Below are 17,397 nucleotides of genomic sequence, written 5' to 3' on the forward strand. Positions count from 1 at the left end.
ATCGGGCAGCCGCCCTAAACAGTACACGGCAAACATTCCTGGCTGCAGCAGCCGGCTCGGTAGCGCTTATCGGCCTCATCTTCACCGGCAGCACGTACTACCTGACCAGGCGAGGACAGCAGACAGACCGCTACACAAAGTCGATCGCCCACCTTGCGTCCGGACAACTTACTGAACGTCTCGGGGCTATCCACGCCCTTGACCATCTCATGCGGGAGTCCCCTCGCGACCATCAAACCGTTGTGGAAATACTCTCCACGTTCATACGCGAGACCGCCAGACTACCTGAAGCTGCGGATGGCAATAGGAAGGTTACGTCTGATATTCAGGCCGCCCTTACTGTTATGGGACGCCGTCCAATGAGAGTTGAAGAGAGGCGTCTAAATTTCTCCGCAACTCACTTGCGTGGTGCCGACTTGACTGGAGCGCGGTTAGATGGCGCAGATTTTTCGAATGCAAACTTGACGGGCGCAAACTTGTTCGGAGCACAGTTGAAGAACTGCTCTTTCAGTATGGCCATCCTGTCCGAAGTTGACCTATCAAAAGCTAACCTGGAGAGGTCGAACTTACTGGGAGCCAACCTGCAAAAAAGTCAGCTTTTTGGGGCGAATCTTGAAGGTGCTATCCTGTCTCGGGCTCGGCTCCAGGGAGCATCACTATTCGCCGCCGAACTCTCTTGGGCCAACCTTCTCCAGGTACGCCTTGATAATGCCGATCTCCATGGTGCCAAACTCCACCGGGCAGGCTTAATGAAAGCTCGCATGGAAGGGTGCAGCCTCCTCGGCGCCCAGCTCACCGAGGCGGACCTTAAGGGAGCTCGCCTTCAGCGGGCGAATCTGGAAGCGGCGAATTTCGACGGAGCCAACCTCGCAGGCTGCGACTTAAGCCTTGCAATGATTAAAGGCTCAAGTTTCGACGGTGCAATAATAAATATACGCCAATTAGATTCTGCGATATCTCCAATCCGCGATGGTATCCAGACTTCCACTACTCCCCTTCCTGCAACGGAAGAAGCCGCCAGAAAAATAGGTACGCGATCCGCTGAGCTCCGACTTCGGAGGAATATCCAGGAGCACTTCAGACGAATCGCGAATCGTGTAAACGATTTGGATGACATCGGCTCCTGGTCTCCACTTGACGCGGACCGGAGGGCATTGGCGTCTATCACTGAAGCTGGCAATCGCGCATATCACTTGACCCCGAACGCCCCCCTCGGGGCATGGGTGCTCGCCTTCTCTTCCGTGGTATATGAATGGTGGCCAAGCGACACTGAACCGGGATACGAATTGCATGAGATGGTTGAACAGCTCAGACAATTACTCCTAGAAGGGGTGGCGCTTACCCGCATAACCTCTAATCGGGATACGGAATATGTCAAAGGTAACTCAACAACACTCCGACGCGACAGGTTACCGCCGCCAGCGACCCAAGGGGAGGCAGAGAATCCTCGACCAGAATTTGTTAGGTCACAAGGTGAGGGCTACAGAGGTTGAAAGGCCAGGGTTCGGGTTATCTCGGTGTTTCTGGTTCGAGGGTCATGCCGGTGCTGGCGAGGAAGCCGGCGAGGAGATCGGTCTGTTGCTGACACGCGCGTAGTCGACGTTTGATCAGTTGCGCGAGGTGGTCGACGCTGCGGGCGGCGGTGTTGGTCAGGCCTCGTTTCATCCAGCGCCAGACGCCTTCGGTGGGGTTGAGGTCCGGGGCGTAGGCGGGTAACCGGCTCACGGTTAGCCACGGTCGGGCGGTGATCAGGGCGTGCATGCGGTGGCTGACGTGGGTGTTCAGGTTGTCCCAGATCAGCAGTATCGGTGCGTGTAGGCGTTGGTGGGCCTGGTCGAGGAAGACGATGTAGTCGTCCTCGCTGAAACTGCCACGCTCCCCGGCGCGACCGCGGTGCAGCCGGGTTCGCCACATCAACCGGCCGCGCTGTCCGGGCTTGAGGCAGACCAGACCGGCGATGGAGACCCGACCGGAGCCCTTGCCGCAGACCTCGACGACGGGCGTGTGTCCACGCCGGGCCCACGTCTTGGCCACCGGCGGTCGCAGGACCTGGCCTGCCTCGTCCTGGAAGCAGATCCAGGCGCCCCGCGCCGCGGCTAACCTCTTACCGACGGCCACCGCCTACGATGCCAACTCGCGATCGCCTCGGGGTCACGTTCGACCGCCCGGCGGGTCGGGACCTGCTGGCTGTAGCCCATGCGGTGCAGCAGATAGGACACCCCACGCAGCGTGTAGTTGACCGCGAAGCGGCGATCGATGACCTCGGCGACACGGGCCAGGGTCCAGCGGGCGTCCTCCCAGCCGTGGGCCAGAGGACCGTCATCGAGCATCTCCGCGAGTTCTTCCTGCTGGTCAGCGGAGAGCTTGCAATCCGAACCACCCGACCCGGCCGACGCCAAAGCTTGGGCTCCACCAGCTACCCACTTACGTCGCCACTCACGGACAGACTTCTCGGAAACCCGCAGCTCAGAAGCGATCTGCGTCGTCGGTTTGGACTCTTCGAACATCGTCGCGGCCTGGACCCGAACCTTCTCACGCCGGACCCGGGCTGCCGCGTTCATGCCACCACCAGCCGGATACCTCATCACCCCGACCTACCCAAACCATCGACGCAGATCACGCAGACACGTCGAGAGACGTCAGCCTTTCAATCTCTGTAGCGCTTTCGGGGGGAACCGAGTCGCCTCGTTGATGATTCAGAATTAGGTTCATGATCGTTTCTTACGAAGGCAGCGTCTCCGAGATGAGCCGAGCTTCGCCATGGGCAAGCTAAAGCGCCACGATCGCCGCAGTCTCCGCAGGCAACTGGATCCGGTCCCGCATCACCGTGACCCCCTCCCCCGTAGCCAGCAACACCCGCCGAGCCACCCCAGGCAGGCTAACCCCCTGCCCCCGCCCCGCGAGGTTCGCCACCACAAGCGTGTCCCCCCGCCGCATCACCAAAAACTGGTCCCCATGCTGCACCGAAACCGCCTGCAACCGAGGATCCGACAGGTCAGGGCGAGACCGCCGCAGCCCAATCAACCGCTGGTAAAACGCCAGCATCGAAGCATGCTCAGGCTTGTCCAGCTCCGCCCAGTCCAACCGCGACCGCGTGAACGTCTCCGGGTCCTGCGGGTCCGGCACGTCCCCCTCCGGCCACCCGTGCGACGCGAACTCCCGCCGCCGCCCGGTCCGCACCGCAGAAGCCAACTCCGGCTCCGGGTGCGAGGTAAAGAACTGCCACGGCGTAGAAGCAGCCCACTCCTCCCCCATGAACAGCATGGGAGTGAACGGCGCGGTCAACAGCAACGTGGCCCCAACCCGCAGCAACGAAGGCGACAGCGAGGCAGAGATCCGATCCCCGGCAGCCCGGTTCCCGATCTGATCATGGTTCTGCAAGTAGGCCACGAACCGGTGCCCAGGCACCCGAGGGTCAACAGGCCGCCCATGGTGCCGGTTGCGGAAGCTGGAGAAGGTGCCAGCGTGGAAGAACCCACCCGTCAACACGTCGGACAGCGTTTCGAGGGAGCCGAAGTCCCCGTAGTACCCCTGCCGCTCCCCCGTCAGCAACGTGTGCAGCGCGTGGTGCGCGTCGTCGTTCCACTGCGCGTGCAGCCCGAACCCGCCAGCCTCCCGAGGCGTGATGAGCCGCGGGTCGTTGAGGTCGGACTCGGCGATGAGCGACAACGGCCGCCCGAGATGCGTCGACAGCGACTCGACGGCAACCGCCAGCTCTTCCAGGATGGGCACCGCCCGCGAGTCGGGCAACGCGTGCACGGCGTCGAGCCGCAACCCGTCGACGTGGTAGTCCCGCAGCCACATGAGCACGCTGTCGATGATGTAGCGGCGTACCTCGTCGGAGTGCGGGCCGTCCAGGTTGATCGAGCGGCCCCAACTGTTGCTCTGCTCGGCCAGGTAGGGCCCGAACTGCGGCGCGTAGGCCCCGGAGGGCCCGAAATGGTTGTAGACGACGTCGAGGATCACCCCCAACCCCTTGGCGTGCGCGGCGTCGACGAACCGTTTCAGGCCGTCGGGGCCGCCGTAGGGCTGGTGGGGGGCGTACCAGCAGACGCCGTCGTACCCCCAGTTGTGTTCGCCGTTGAAGGCGTTGACCGGGAGCAGCTCGATCAGGTCGACGCCGAGTGACACCAGGTGGTCGAGGCGGTCGATGGCCGCGTCGAAGGTGCCGTCCGGGGTGAAGGTGCCGATGTGCAGCTCGTAGAGGATGCTGCCGGGCAGTTGCCGGCCGGTCCACGAGGTGTCGGACCACGCGAAGGCCGAGTGGTCGTAGCGGCGGCTGGGTCCGTGCACACCAGCAGGCTGCCACGGGGAGCGGGGGTCGGGCAGTGGGGTGTCGTCGTCGTTCAGCAGAAAGGAGTAGTCGAGGCCGGCGTCGGGCACGTCGACGCGCCACCAGCCGTCGGCGGCGGCGCGCATCTCGTGGTCGGTGTCGCCGGTCAGGCGCAGTCGCACGCGGGTGGCGTCCGGGGCCCACACGGAGAATTCGGTCATGACGCAGCCTCCACGGCAGCGGTGGGAGGGGCCAGCAGTGCGACGGGATAGTCGGACAGAAGATCGTCCAGAGGTGTCTCCCCGCCACTGTAGACCCGACCGGTGAACAGGTCCTTAACCTCGTTAACGGGAAGCGACAGTGCGGTGTTGCACCAGCCACCGGCGCGTGCCAGGCCCAGCGGCAGGCGGGTGGCGACGGTGATCGCGCCACCCCGGTCGAACGCCACCGCGTGCCGGCCCTGCGGCCCATGGGCCGGCACCGGCCGGTAGCCGGTGAACAGCTCCGGGTGCGCCCGCCGCAACCGCAGGGTCCGCGACACGACGAGCAGCTTCGCCGCTCCGTCGGTGTCGATCGGGGGACGCCAGCCGCCGTCGAGGCGTGCCAGCAGTTCTCGGCGTACGTCGAAGTCGACCGGGCGCCGATTGTCCGGGTCGACGAGGGAGTTGTCCCACAGCTCGGTGCCCTGGTAGGTGTCCGGCACACCGGGCATGGTGAGTTGCACGAGCTTCTGCCCGAGGGAGTTGCACCAGCCGGCGGGGGTGATGGCGGCGGCGAGTTCGGTCAGCTCGTCGTGCAGGCTCGGGTCGTCGTACATGCGGTCGATGACCGCGTGCATGGCCTGTTCGAAGGCCGGGTCCGGGTCCGCCCAACTGGTCGAGGCCGCGGCCTCCCGGGCGGCTTTCTCGGCGTACGCGTGCAGCCGTTCCCGTTCGATCGGCCACGCGCCGACGGCGGTCTGCCAGAGCAGGTGGGCGAACGCCGGGTCGGGCAGCGGCGCGTACTCCATCCAGGTTTTGACCTGCTCGGCCCAGCGGCCCGGCAACTCGCTGAGCACGGCGAGGCGGGCGCGGACGTCCTCGCCGCGTTTGGTGTCGTGGGTGGAGACGGTGGTCATGCTGGCGGGCCAGCGGACCTGCTGGGCGCCGGCGAAGCGGTGGAACTCCGCCGGCGGCACCCCGAAGTGGGCGGGGCTGCCGCCGACCTCGTTGAGGGCCACGAAGCGGGTCCACCGGTAGAAGGCGGTGTCCTCCACGCCCTTGGCCATCACCGCGCCGGTGAGCTGCGGGAAGCGTCGGGCCAGCTCGTCGTCGGGGTTACGCAGTCGGCGGGTGACCGCGTCCAGGGCGCCGGCCAGGTCGGGGCGGCGGCGGCCGGCCTCGGAGCGGGCGGCGGCGAGGTGCCGGGCGCCGTGCGGCGGGTAGCCGCGGTAGACGGCGAACGCGGCGGCCAGCTCGGCGAGCGCCGCGCGGGCCCGCTCAGTGGGCACCTCGGGGGCGAGCGCGGCGAGCCGGGTCAGCTCGGCGGCGAGGAGCCCGGTGGCGGCGGCGAGTTTGGTGGTGTGGGTGAGGTTTTCCCACGTGGTGCGCCGCCCGGTCAGTCGGGTGTCCAGCACCGTGAAGTCGCCCTCGGCGTCGGTGTCGACGAAGAGGCCGTTCACGGCGGCCAGGGCCTCGTAGCCGGTGGTGCCGTCCACCGGCCAGTCCGGCAGCTCCTCGCCGTACTCCAGGATCTTCTCCACCACGAGCCAGGCGTCCGGTGCGGCGGCCCGCAACCGGGTCAGGTAGCCGGCCGGGTCGCGCAGCCCGTCGGGGTGGTCGACGCGGATGCCGTCGACCTCCCCGGCGGCGGCCCAGCGCAGGATCAGCTCGTGGGTGGCGGCGAACACCGCCGGGTCCTCCACGCGCAGACCGGCAAGGCCCGCGATGGCGAAGAACCGGCGGTACGTCAGCTCGGTGTCACCCCGACGCCAGGAGACCAGCTCGTAGCGCTGCCGGTCGTGCACCTCCCGCGCGGTGCCGTCGCCGGTGCCGTCGGCGATCGGGAAGCGGTGCTCGTGGTAGCGCAGCTCGTCGTCGACCACCTTGAGGTCGTCCAGGGCGGCCGGGTCGTCGGCGAGCACCGGCAGCAGCAGCCGGCCCCGGTCCCAGTCGATGTCGAACCAGTCGGCGTACGACGAGTCGCGCCCCCGGCGCAGCACGTCCCACCAGGCGGGGTTGGCCGGTGGGACGCCGACCCCGGCGTGGTTGGGCACGATGTCGACGACCAGGCCGAGCTGCTGGGCCCGCAGCGCGGCCAGCAGTCGCTGCCGGGCGGCCTCACCGCCCAGCTCCGGGTTGACCGCCCGGTGGTCGACCACGTCGTAGCCGTGCTGCGAACCGGGGGTGGCGGCCAGCAGCGGGGCGGTGTAGAGGTGGCTGACGCCGAGGTCGGCGAGGTAGTCGACGATCGCGGCGGTGGCGTCCAGGTCGAAGCCGGGGCGGACCTGGACGCGGTAGGTGGCCTTCGGAGGGGTGGCCGGCATGTCAGATCGTCCTCTCCAGCACCACGAGGGACCGGTCCGGCACCCGGAGGGTGCCGCCCGCGCTGATCACGGTGGCGTCGCCCGGTTCGGGTTCGGCCGTGCTGATCACCCGTTCCCACTTCTGGCCGTACTCGGAACCGGGCATGGTGAAGTCCAGTGGCGCGTCGTGGGCGTTGAAGCAGAGCAGGAACGACGCGTCGTGGTGTTTCTGGCCGTACTGGCCGCGTTCGCGGATGCCCTCGCCGTTGACGAACAGCGCCACCGAGCGGCCGAAGTCGTTGCCCCAGTCCTCGCCGGTCATCTCCCGCCCGTCCGGGGTGTGCCAGGCCAGGTCGGGCAGCGGCTCGTCGGTGCCGCGCCCGTTCACCTTCAGGCCGGTGAAGAAGCGGCGGCGGCGGAACGCCTGGTGTCGTTTGCGGAACGCGGTGAGCGTCTGGACGAACTCCAGTAACTGCTCGTCGACGTTGTCCCAGTCGACCCAGGCCAGCTCGCTGTCCTGGCAGTAGACGTTGTTGTTGCCGTGCTGGGTGCGGCCCAGCTCGTCGCCGTGGCCGATCATCGGGACGCCCTGCGACAGCATCAGCGTGGCCAGGAAGTTGCGCCGCTGCTTGGCCCGCAGGGCGAGCACCGCCTCGTCGTCGGTGTCGCCCTCGACGCCGCAGTTCCAGGAGCGGTTGTGGCTCTCGCCGTCGCGGTTGTCCTCGCCGTTGGCCTCGTTGTGCTTGTCGTTGTACGACACCAGGTCGTTGAGCGTGAACCCGTCGTGCACGGTGACGAAGTTGATGCTGTGGAACGGGCGGCGGCCGTCGTCCTGGTAGAGGTCGGCCGAGCCGGAGATCCGCGACGCGAACTCGGCCAGGGTGGCGGGCTCGCCGCGCCAGAAGTCTCGTACCGTGTCGCGGTACTTTCCGTTCCACTCCGTCCACAGTGGCGGGAAGTTGCCCACCTGGTAGCCGCCGGGGCCGACGTCCCACGGCTCGGCGATCAGCTTCACCTGACTGACCACCGGGTCCTGCTGCACCACCTCGAAGAACGTGGACAGCCGGTCCACCTCGTAGAACTCGCGGGCCAGGGTGGCGGCCAGGTCGAAGCGGAAACCGTCGACGTGCATCTCGGTCACCCAGTAGCGCAGCGAATCCATGATCAGTTGCAGGGAGTGTGGGCTGCGCACGTTGAGGCTGTTGCCGGTGCCGGTGTAGTCGACGAAGTAGCGGCGGTCCTCCTCGCTGAGCCGGTAGTAGCTGGGCGCGTCCACGCCCTTGAAGCTCAACGTCGGGCCGAGGTGGTTGCCCTCGGCGGTGTGGTTGTAGACCACGTCGAGGATGACCTCGATGCCGGCCGCGTGCAGCGCCTTGACCATGCCCCGGAACTCCTGCACCTGCTGGCCGGTGCGGCCCAGCGCCGAGTAGCCGTGGTGCGGGGCGAAGAACCCGATGGTGTTGTAACCCCAGTAGTTGCGCAGCCCCAGGTCGACCAGGCGGTTGTCGTGGATGAACTGGTGCACCGGCATCAGCTCGATCGCGGTCACCCCGAGCTGGGTCAGATAGTCGATCATCGGCGGGGAGGCGATGGCCGCGTACGTGCCGCGCAGCTCCTCCGGGATGTCCGGGTGGCGCATGGTCAGCCCGCGCACGTGCGCCTCGTAGATCACCGAGTGGTGGTAAGGGGTGCGCGGTGGCTTGTCGTTGCCCCAGTCGAAGTACGGGTTGACCACCACCGACTTCGGCATGAACGGCGCCGAGTCCGTCTCCGACATCTTCTCCGGCTCGTTCAGGTCGTAGTCGTAGACCGCCGGGTCCCACTGCACGTCACCGTCGATGGCCTTCGCGTACGGGTCGAGCAGCAGCTTGTGCGGGTTACAGCGCAGCCCGTTGGCCTGGTCGTACGGGCCGTACACCCGGTAGCCGTAGCGCTGCCCCGGCTCGATGCCCGGCAGGTACGCGTGCCACACGTAGGCGTCCACCTCACGCAGCTCGACGCGGCGCTCCGCGCCGGTGTCCCACTCGTCGAAGAGGCACAGCTCGATCCTGTCGGCCACCTCGGAGAAGATGGCGAAGTTGGTGCCCATCCCGTCGTAGGTGGCGCCCAGGGGATACCGCTCGCCCGGCCAGACCTGCATGTTGCTCCTTAGACCATGGTTGTGCCCGCACCGGCCGACGCATGCCCGCGCGCACGCAGCTATTGCCCCCCGCCCGGCAGCGCCAATCCATCCTTTCAGGCGGTGTGCGAAAACGACCCGTCTGATGCGGGCAACACCCTCAGGTGTCCTCCGTCACGATGACCCTTTTCGAGGTGCGTTCTCGGGCCCGATGCACTTTCCTTGACCGGGGACAAGCGTTCACGCGCGTTCCGCCAGGCCCTCCGCCACCCCTTACACCTCACTCCGCCGCCACTGACGTCGGCGTATCACCATGCATGGACGGAGATTGATGTGACACTGCGGGTCGACGAGCAGCACACAGCCACCTTGGACCGGGCCCACCGGCCCACCCTGACCTCCCGGTCCCCGCTCCCGACCCAGCCCGGTCTGCCTGGTCTCTCCGCGCAGCCCGGCACGACCGTGCCGGCGCAGCCCGGTCCCGGGGTGCCCCCGCAGACCCAGCGCATCCTGATGCTGTCCTGGGAGTACCCGCCGGTGCTCGTCGGCGGCCTCGGCCGCCACGTACACGCCCTCTCCGTCGCCCTCGCCGCCGCCGGCCACGAGGTCACCGTCGTCACCCGCCACACCGACGGCGCACCCATGGAGGAGTACGCCGACGGCGTCCGCATCCTGCGCGCCCCCGAAGACCCGGTCGCCTTCCCCCTCGCCACCAGCTCCCTGCTGGCCTGGACCATGGCCTTCAACCACACCCTCACCCGCACCGCCCTACGCGCCACCCAAGCCGGCTCGTACGACGTCATCCACGCCCACGACTGGCTCGTCGCCCACACCGCCGTCTCCCTGGCCGAGCACCTGGACCTGCCCCTGGTCACCACCATGCACGCCACCGAGGCCGGGCGACACCAGGGCTGGCTACCCGACGAGATGAACCGCACCATCCACGGCATCGAGCAGTGGCTCACCAGCGAGTCCGGCCGGGTGATCGTCTGCTCCGGCTACATGCGCGACGAGGTCAACGCCCTGTTCGGCGTACCGGCCGCCCGGGTCGACGTGGTCGCCAACGGCGTCGAGCCGCACCGCTGGCGGGTGCCCGCCCGCGCGGTGGCCGCCGCCCGCGCCCGGTTCGCCGGTAACGGCCCGCTGGTCACCTTCGCCGGCCGCCTCGTGTACGAGAAGGGCGTCCAGCACCTGATCGCCGCACTGCCCCGACTGCGCGAGCGGCACCCGGGCCTGCGTGCCGTGATCGCCGGCGACGGCCCGTACCGCGCCGAACTGGAGGCCGAGGTGCACCGCCGCGGCCTCGGCGGCATGGTCACCATGCCCGGCTTCCTCGGCGGCACCGACCTGCCGGCGCTGATGGCCGCGTCCGACTGCTTCGCCGTGCCGAGCATCTACGAGCCGTTCGGCATGGTCGCCCTGGAGGGCGCGGCGGCCGGCGCACCCCTCGCCGTCGCCGCCACCGGTGGCCTCGCCGAGATCGTCGAGCCGGGCGTGACCGGGATGACCTTCCGCCCGCACGACCCCGACGGGCTCGCCGACGCCGTCGACGCGCTGCTGTCCGACCCCGACCGCTCCCGCGTGCTGGCCCGCCGCGCCCGCCGCATGGTCCACGACCAGTACGGCTGGACGGCGATCGCCCAGCGCACCGCCGCCAGCTACGCCGCCGCCATCGCCACCGACGCCGCGTTCACCGCCCAACGCGCCGAGCAGCGCATGTCCCAGGGCCGCGCCCTCCCGGCGCTACCCGAGGGCAACCTGCTCGCCGCCGCCGGCCTGCGCTAACCCGAGCTGCACGCCCCACGCCGCACGCTGATTTTCCTTGATCGACTCGGTTTTCTTGAAGTCGGGGTGTCCCGGTGCTGAGGACCCCCCGACTTCCTGAAACCCGAGTCGATCAAGCCGGTGCCCGGCGCGGGCCGGCCGGGTCCGTCAGTGCCTCGCTGTCCGGCGCGGACCGGCCGGCGCCTGCCAGGATGTGCGGATGTCTCGTTCTGTCGACGCCCTGGATTCCGCCTTTCCGGTTGCCGCCTCGATCGCTCTGGAGCTGATCCGCCGCCCGGAGGTGACCGCGCAGTGGTCACGCCCGAGCGCGCTGCCGCACCTGTCCGTCGGGGGCCTGGCGTGTCACCTGGGGCCCGCCAACCAGCGGGCCGCGGCGTGATCGACTCGGCTTTCAGGAAGTCGGGCCATCCACCGCACCCGGACACCCCGGCTTTCTGAAAACCGAGTTGATCAACTCCCAGACCGCGCGGAAATGCGCCAGACCGCGCGGGAAGGCGGCAGGCCGCCGACCCGGAGGGGTCGACGGCCTGCGGTGGTGCTGGGGACGAACGGTCAGCGCTCGGCGAAGGGGACGTAGTCCCGCTCGGGGGCACCGACGTAGACCTGCCGGGGACGGCCGATCTTGGTCTCCGGGTCGCCGATCATCTCGCGCCACTGGGCGATCCAGCCGGGGAGCCGGCCGAGCGCGAAGAGCACCGTGAACATCTTCGTCGGGAAGCCCATGGCCTTGTAGATCAGGCCGGTGTAGAAGTCCACGTTCGGGTAGAGGCGACGGGAGACGAAGAAGTCGTCGGCGAGGGCGATCTCCTCCAGCTCCATGGCGATGTCCAGCAGCGGGTCCGGCTTGGCCATCCGGCCCAGCACGTCCTGCGCGGCCTTCTTGACGATCGCCGCCCGCGGGTCGTAGTTCTTGTAGACCCGGTGGCCGAAGCCCATCAGCTTGACGCCGTCCTCCTTGTTCTTGACCTTGCGGACGAAGGAGCGGACGTCGCCGTCGCCGGCGTGGATCTGCTGGAGCATCTCCAGCACCGCCTGGTTGGCGCCGCCGTGCAGCGGGCCGAACAGCGCGTTCACGCCGGCGGAGACCGAGGCGAACAGGTTGGCGTTGCTGGAGCCGACCAGGCGGACCGTCGACGTGGAGCAGTTCTGCTCGTGGTCGGCGTGCAGGACGAACAGCATGTCCAGCACCTTCGACATCACCGGGTCGACCTCGTACGGCTCCGCCGGCACGCCGAACGTCATCCGCAGCAGGTTGTCCACGTACCCCAGGGAGTTGTCCGGGTAGAGCAGCGGCTGCCCGATGGACTTCTTGTAGGCGTACGAGGCGATGGTCGGCACCTTCGCCATCAGCCGGACCGTGGAGATCTCCACGTGCTCGGAGTCGAACGGGTCCAGGCTGTCCTGGTAGAAGGTGGACAGGGCGCTGACCGCGGACGACAGCACCGCCATCGGGTGGGCGTCACGGGGGAAGCCGTCGAAGAAGCGACGCATCTCCTCGTGCAGCAGCGAGTGCCGCCGAATCCACTCGCTGAACTCGGCCAGCTGCTGCTCGGTCGGCAGCTCACCGTAGATGAGCAGGTAGGAGACCTCCAGGAAGGAGGACTTCTCGGCCAGCTGCTCGATCGGGTATCCCCGGTAACGCAGGATCCCCGCGTCGCCGTCGATGTAGGTGATCGCCGATGAGGCGGCCGCGGTGTTGACGAAACCGGGGTCGTACGTCGTCATCCCGGTTTCCTTGAGCAGCTTGCTCACCCCGATGCCGGCGGGGCCCTCGACCGCTGGGTGCACCGGCATCGACAGCTGCCCACCGGGGTGATCGAGCTTGACTTCCGTCATGTGGTTCCTCGCTTCGCCGGCAGATCTACGTTGAATTGCCTTCGCTTCTACCGTAATTGCGGCTCTGGGGACAACGCCCGCCGTGGTTCGGCGGTGAGGTATGCGTCACCCGATTCCCGACCGGGCCGCCGGGAAACCCGACGTCCCGCCAGCCGGGACACGACCGGACCGGACCCGGGAGCCACGCCGGACCGGACCCCGAGGCACCGACTCAGGACAGCGCGAGGCGCCGCAGCGTACCGTCCGTCGTGACCTGGAAGACGTCGAGCTGGTTGTTGCCGGCGTGGAACAGCCTGTCGTCGGTGAGCAGCGCGGCGAACCGGCGTCCGCCGGGGTCGGCCGGCACCGCCGGTACGACGGCCCCGATGCGGCCGTTGACGGCGACCGCCAGCAGTGTGCCGTCCGGGATCCGGTCCGGGACGTCCCCCCAGACCAGCGCCGGGAGGGTGCCGGTGTCCGGGTCGGTGGCCGTGAACGCGGCCAGGTCGGCCACCCGGGCGTTGCCTCCGGCCGGGCCGGCGCGCACCTCGGTGCCGACCAGGGGGTGCGGTGTCGGCGGTGGCGGTGCGGCGGGCACCCCACCGGGGAAGGTGACCGGAACGCCTGGGCGGTCGTAGAAGTGTTTCGTACCGTCGGTGCGGGGGGCCTGCCGGGCGGAACGCCCGTCGACCTGCCAGGGCAGCCGGATGTTGGCCTCGTCGGCCACGGTCGGCAGCAGGTCGACGTGTTCCCAGTTGCGGTCGTCCACCCGGCCGGCCTGCTGCCCGGGCTCCTTGACGAACGTCGGCACCCAGGCGACCTCACCGGCGGCGGCCTTGAGCGAGTCCAGGCCCCGGCCCTGCGCCCCGGGCCGGAAGCTCACCCCGTGGTCGGCGGTCACCACGACGAGCGCCTGGTCGTAGAGGCCGCTGGCGCGCAGCGTGCGCAGGGTCTCGCCGATCAGCCGGTCGGTGTAGCCGAGTTGGGCGAGGTGGCGTTGCCGGGCCAGGTCGATCCACCCGGCGCCGTCGTTGGGCAGGTCCTCGGGTGCGTCGTAGCGTGCGCCGGACGGCAGGTACGTCCACGGCGAGTGCGGCATCAGCAGGTGCAGGAAGTGCAGGGTGGGCCGGGTCGTCGGCTGCAGCCCGGCCAGGAAGCGGGTGAACCGGGCCGGTTGGTTGTCGTCCAGGCTGTCCCAGCGGAACTTCGGGTCGGCCGGCACCGGCTCGGCGGCGTCCAGACCGGCCTCGGCCCGGGTCTGTTCACGGTAGGAGTCCTCCGGGTCGACAGCGCTCTCCGTGGGCCCGGCGACCCGGCCGAGCAGCTTGCCGGTCTCCCGGACCAGCACGCCGAGCCCCTGTTCGGGGGCGACCGGTTGTTCGCAGCGGCTGGGCGGGCACAGCCGGGTGATGGTCTCCTCGGCGCGGATGTCGTACAGGCCGCCGAAGGCGGTGAAGATGTTGTCCGGGTACTGCGAGTAGTGCGGGGCGACCTGCCGCGCCGGATAGCGGCCGGTGAGCATCGCGGGCAGCGCGTTGGGTGTCCAGCCGCTGACCCCGGTGGCGTTGCGGTACCAGGTCGAGGCCCCGGCCAACTCGGCGAAGTGCGGGTATCTCGTCGCGTCGATCCGCCCGTCGGCACCGAGCAGGCTGACCAGCGGCAGTTCGTCGAGGATCAGCATGACCACCGGCGGGTGCACGCCGGCGCCCTGCGCGGTGCCGGCCGCGCCGCCGTCGCCGCGCGGCAGCACCACCGCCGAGGTGGGTGAGACGAGCAGGAACAGCGCCACGAACGCCACCGGCCCGGCGGCGGCCAGTCGCAGCGCCCGGCGCGGCGCCCGCCACCGCCGGTGTGCGACCGCCCCGCCGGCACCGACCGCCAGAGCCACCACCAGCAGGGGTACGCCCCGAAGCGGCGTCACGTGTCGGCCCACCTGCACGGCGAGGGCGGCGAGCAGCAGCCCGACCAGCCCGGTGTGGATGTGGGCGCGGGCGGTCCGGCCGGCCAGTCGACCGAGCGCGCCGAGCAGGGCCACCGCGGTCGTGGGCAGCACCGCCACCAGGGCGGTCAGCAGCAGGATCTGGGCCGGGTCGGCGCGGTGGAAGAGGAAGAAGTCGGGGCTGCGGCCGAGCACGTCCAGCAGTGGCTGGGTGACGACGAGCCCGACCAGCGCGACGATTTCCAGCAGTCGGCCCAGCTCGTCCCGCCAGCCCCGGTCTGACCGCCCGGAGACCGAGCCCGGCCGGTCAGCCACCCATCACCGTCCGGTAGAGCGTGCGGGTGCCCGAGGGCAGTTCCAGTCGGTCGGTGATCCGGCCCCGGGCGGCGAGCAACGCCTCGAAGGTGTCGCGCCGGTAGTCCGGGAAGAGGCCGGCGGGCTTGTTGGCCAGCAGCCGCTCCGCCATCGGGTCCTCCGGCCCGACGAACTCCACCACCAGCGCCCCGCCGGGCACGGTCAGCCCGGCCAGCCAGTCGACGACCTCCGACAGCGGCACGTTGCGCCCGATCGCCAGGTGGTGCACCACGGCCAGGGCGAGCACCACGTCGGCGCGGGCCCGCTCGGCGAAGCCGGCCCGCTCGACGCCCCGCCAGCCTCCGCCGGGCGACGGGTCGGCCAGGTCCAGCACCAGCGGCAGGATCCGGCGCTGGCCCTCGGCGCGCAGTTTGCGGTACAACTCGTCGACCACGGCCGGGTCCTGCTCGACGGCGACCACGTAGTCGGCGTGCCCGACGGCCAGGCGGGAGTACCGGCCGTCGTTGGCGCCGAGGTCGAGCACCAGGCGGGGGCGGGTGCCGGCGGCCACCGCGGTGGCGACGAACTGCTCCTTCGCCACCCGCTCCCGGGCCGAGTAGCCGCAGGTGCGCTGGTAGTCCGACCAGTGGCTCTCGGCCGGGCGGTGGTCCAGCTTGCGGACCAGTTTCTGCATGCCGCGTACGGTGGCCAACAGCAACTCCCGGGAGAAGCCGGCGGCCCGCAGTTGGTCGCGGACGTCTGTGGTGCTGGCGGCGGCGTTGCGTTGCTGCATGGCGCCGTGCAGGTGCAGGTGGGTCAGCACACCGGGGCGCAGCCGGCGGACCCCGCCGAACAGCGGCCGGAGTTCGTCGGCCTCGATGCCGTCGACCCGGGCGCGCAGCCACGGTTGGAAGTCGACGCCCAGATGGGCGGTGAGCATCAGCGGGTAGAGCACGGTCTGGCAGAACTGCCGGTAGCCGGCCCACGGCTCACCGTCGCGGGCCGGCTCGAAGGAGCCGATGTCGATGAAGACCGGCTCGGCGCCACGCCACTGCAGGTTGTACGCCGAGCCGTCCTTGGTGGTGAAGCCGTCGGTGAGCGCGGCGCGCAGGATCTCCAGGTGCAGCAGGGCGGCGTCGCGCAGCATGGTGAACGACCACTCGTACGGGTGGGAGACGAACGGGATGCGCTCGTGGCGCAGCACGGCGGCCCACCCGGCTCCGGTCGTGGCGGGCACCAGTGTCGACGGGGCGTCCTCGGTGGCGCAGACCTTGCGCGCGGCGACCAGGGCCGGGAAGAACGTGCTGCCGGCCAGGGCCCGCCAGTGCTCGGCGGCCCGGGGGTCCAGCCCGCGCAGCACCTCGTCGCCGACGTGGAAGACGCGGTTGGCCGGGTCGCGGAAGGAGGCCGGCTCGGGCCGTACCTCGGTGGGTGAGATCGCCATCGTCGGCCCGCTCACCGCTGGTCGGTCGGTTGCCGGCGGACCCGGTCGACGAGGCGTCGCCAGTAGAGCTTGGCGGCGACCGCGGCGCCGGCCACCCCGCCGACGACCGCCTGCACGATCAGACTGCCGGATCCCGCGTCCAGGTAGGCCAGATGTCTCACCGATCGCTCCTTGCCCTCGCCCGTCCTGACCCCGGTCCCAGGCGTACACCAATGAGGCTTTTGACCTAGATAGCCGGACTTGTCTCTCACCGTACGCTGATCGCCATCCGCGTCGCGGGCACATTCGTGGACTCCCAGCCTCGCCACAGAATGCGACCGGGAGACCCACCCCGCCGGTACGCTGCGGACGTGCGCTGGGTGGTGGTGGACGCGCCGTTGGACTCCTCCGGAGCCGGGCGCGGCGAGCAACGGGCGCCCGACGCGCTGCGCCGGGCGGGCCTGCTGGACGCGCTCGCCGCCGACGACGGTGGGCGGGTCGACGAGGCGTGGTTGCGCGACCCGGTCCGCGATCCGGCGAGCGGGGTGATCGGTGCCGCCGGCCTGCGCCGGGCGGGCGCGGCCATCACCGCACGGGTCGCCGCGGTGCTCGCCGACGGCCGCCGGCCGCTGGTGCTCGGCGGGGACTGCGCGATCCTGCCCGGCATCTGCCCGGCCCTGCCCGCGGCGACCGTGCTGTGGTTCGTCGACGCGCACCCGGACTTCCTCGACGGCGTGACCTCACCGACCGGCGAGGCCGCCGACATGGACCTCGCGGTGGTCACCGGGCACGGCCCCGCCGCCATCTCCTCCGACGGCGCGTTGCTCGACCCGAGCCGCGTACACCTGCTCGGGCACCGCCCGCCCACCGACGAGAGCAGCACTGTCGAGGCGGCCCGGATCGACCCGGCGATCCACCAGGTGCCCGCCGCGGAGCTGCTGCGTCGCGGCGCGGGGGCGGTCGGGGCGGGCCTGGCCGCCGACGGGGACGGCCCGGCGTGGCTGCACCTCGACCTGGACGTGGTGGACCCGCGCGACCTGCCGGCGGTGACCTACCCGGAGCCGGACGGGCCCCGCTGGGCGGACCTGATCGCGCTGGTCACCCCACTGGCCCGCGCCGACCGGCTGCTGGGGATGAGCGTGACCGACCTGAACACCGACGAGGACCCCGACGGACGCCACACCCGACGCGTCGTCGAGGTCCTCGCCGAGGTGCTGCGCGGCTGACCCTCCGGGCGGGTCCGTAC

General features: G+C 69.7%; 13 protein-coding genes. 4 read left to right on the plus strand and 9 right to left on the minus strand.

Annotated features, from left to right (window positions below; genetic code table 11):
• Window positions 1–359: 359 nt before the first annotated feature.
• Window positions 360–1,493, plus strand: coding sequence for a pentapeptide repeat-containing protein (locus ACGFIQ_RS18380; protein ID WP_393245444.1), 1,134 nt, complete (start codon window positions 360–362; stop codon window positions 1,491–1,493).
• A 16-nt stretch (window positions 1,494–1,509) separates the two neighbouring features.
• Here the strand turns inward: ACGFIQ_RS18380 and ACGFIQ_RS18385 are convergent, their stop codons facing one another.
• The 5 genes from ACGFIQ_RS18385 to glgX all read right to left on the minus strand — a co-directional run bounded on the left by ACGFIQ_RS18385 (window position 1,510) and on the right by glgX (window position 8,916).
• On the minus strand, window positions 1,510–2,118 hold the full coding sequence (locus tag ACGFIQ_RS18385; RefSeq protein ID WP_393244973.1) for a transposase: 609 nt from the start codon (window positions 2,116–2,118) through the stop codon (window positions 1,510–1,512).
• The gene (locus ACGFIQ_RS18390) at window positions 2,097–2,561 is read right to left on the minus strand and encodes a winged helix-turn-helix domain-containing protein (protein WP_393244975.1); all 465 of its coding nucleotides are present in this window, start codon (window positions 2,559–2,561) and stop codon (window positions 2,097–2,099) included. The genes ACGFIQ_RS18385 and ACGFIQ_RS18390 overlap by 22 nt, the downstream gene beginning before the upstream one ends.
• Window positions 2,562–2,769: 208 nt before the next feature.
• A complete protein-coding gene (gene treZ / locus ACGFIQ_RS18395) occupies window positions 2,770–4,494 on the minus strand; it encodes a malto-oligosyltrehalose trehalohydrolase (protein ID WP_393244977.1) in 1,725 nt (574 codons plus the stop codon).
• A complete protein-coding gene (treY, locus tag ACGFIQ_RS18400; RefSeq protein WP_393244978.1) occupies window positions 4,491–6,797 on the minus strand; it encodes a malto-oligosyltrehalose synthase in 2,307 nt (768 codons plus the stop codon). Before treY ends, treZ begins: the two co-directional genes overlap by 4 nt.
• Window position 6,798: 1 nt before the next feature.
• Window positions 6,799–8,916, minus strand: coding sequence for a glycogen debranching protein GlgX (gene glgX / locus ACGFIQ_RS18405; protein ID WP_393244980.1), 2,118 nt, complete (start codon window positions 8,914–8,916; stop codon window positions 6,799–6,801).
• Window positions 8,917–9,408: 492 nt separating this feature from the next.
• Here glgX and ACGFIQ_RS18410 point away from each other — a divergent pair, with 492 nt between their 5' ends.
• Window positions 9,409–10,680 carry a glycosyltransferase family 4 protein gene (locus ACGFIQ_RS18410; protein ID WP_393245446.1) on the plus strand — a complete coding sequence of 424 codons (1,272 nt, stop codon included), beginning with the start codon at window positions 9,409–9,411 and terminating at the stop codon, window positions 10,678–10,680.
• Between the two features lie 199 nt (window positions 10,681–10,879).
• The gene (locus ACGFIQ_RS18415; RefSeq protein ID WP_393244982.1) at window positions 10,880–11,059 is read left to right on the plus strand and encodes a hypothetical protein; all 180 of its coding nucleotides are present in this window, start codon (window positions 10,880–10,882) and stop codon (window positions 11,057–11,059) included.
• 173 nt (window positions 11,060–11,232) lie between these two features.
• On the opposite strand, the gene ACGFIQ_RS18420 is transcribed toward ACGFIQ_RS18415, so the two are convergent.
• The 4 genes from ACGFIQ_RS18420 to ACGFIQ_RS18435 form a co-directional block, all read right to left on the minus strand.
• Complete coding sequence (locus tag ACGFIQ_RS18420; RefSeq protein ID WP_393244984.1) at window positions 11,233–12,516, minus strand: citrate synthase; 1,284 nt, start codon at window positions 12,514–12,516, stop codon at window positions 11,233–11,235.
• A 211-nt stretch (window positions 12,517–12,727) separates the two neighbouring features.
• Window positions 12,728–14,749 carry a sulfatase-like hydrolase/transferase gene (locus ACGFIQ_RS18425; protein ID WP_393244986.1) on the minus strand — a complete coding sequence of 674 codons (2,022 nt, stop codon included), beginning with the start codon at window positions 14,747–14,749 and terminating at the stop codon, window positions 12,728–12,730.
• Window positions 14,742–16,172 carry a class I SAM-dependent methyltransferase gene (locus tag ACGFIQ_RS18430; RefSeq protein WP_393245448.1) on the minus strand — a complete coding sequence of 477 codons (1,431 nt, stop codon included), beginning with the start codon at window positions 16,170–16,172 and terminating at the stop codon, window positions 14,742–14,744. Before ACGFIQ_RS18430 ends, ACGFIQ_RS18425 begins: the two co-directional genes overlap by 8 nt.
• 11 nt (window positions 16,173–16,183) lie before the next feature.
• Window positions 16,184–16,333 (minus strand): hypothetical protein, encoded by a 150-nt coding sequence (locus tag ACGFIQ_RS18435; protein ID WP_393244988.1) that lies wholly within the window; start codon window positions 16,331–16,333, stop codon window positions 16,184–16,186.
• A gap of 189 nt (window positions 16,334–16,522) precedes the next feature.
• On the opposite strand from ACGFIQ_RS18435, the gene ACGFIQ_RS18440 reads away from it, so the two are divergent.
• Window positions 16,523–17,377: an arginase family protein gene (locus ACGFIQ_RS18440; protein WP_393244990.1), complete on the plus strand. Its 855-nt coding sequence runs from the start codon at window positions 16,523–16,525 to the stop codon at window positions 17,375–17,377.
• The last annotated feature ends 20 nt before the right edge of the window (window positions 17,378–17,397 follow it).

The organism is Micromonospora sp. NPDC048898 (genome assembly GCF_043198035.1).
Classification (GTDB): domain Bacteria; phylum Actinomycetota; class Actinomycetes; order Mycobacteriales; family Micromonosporaceae; genus Micromonospora.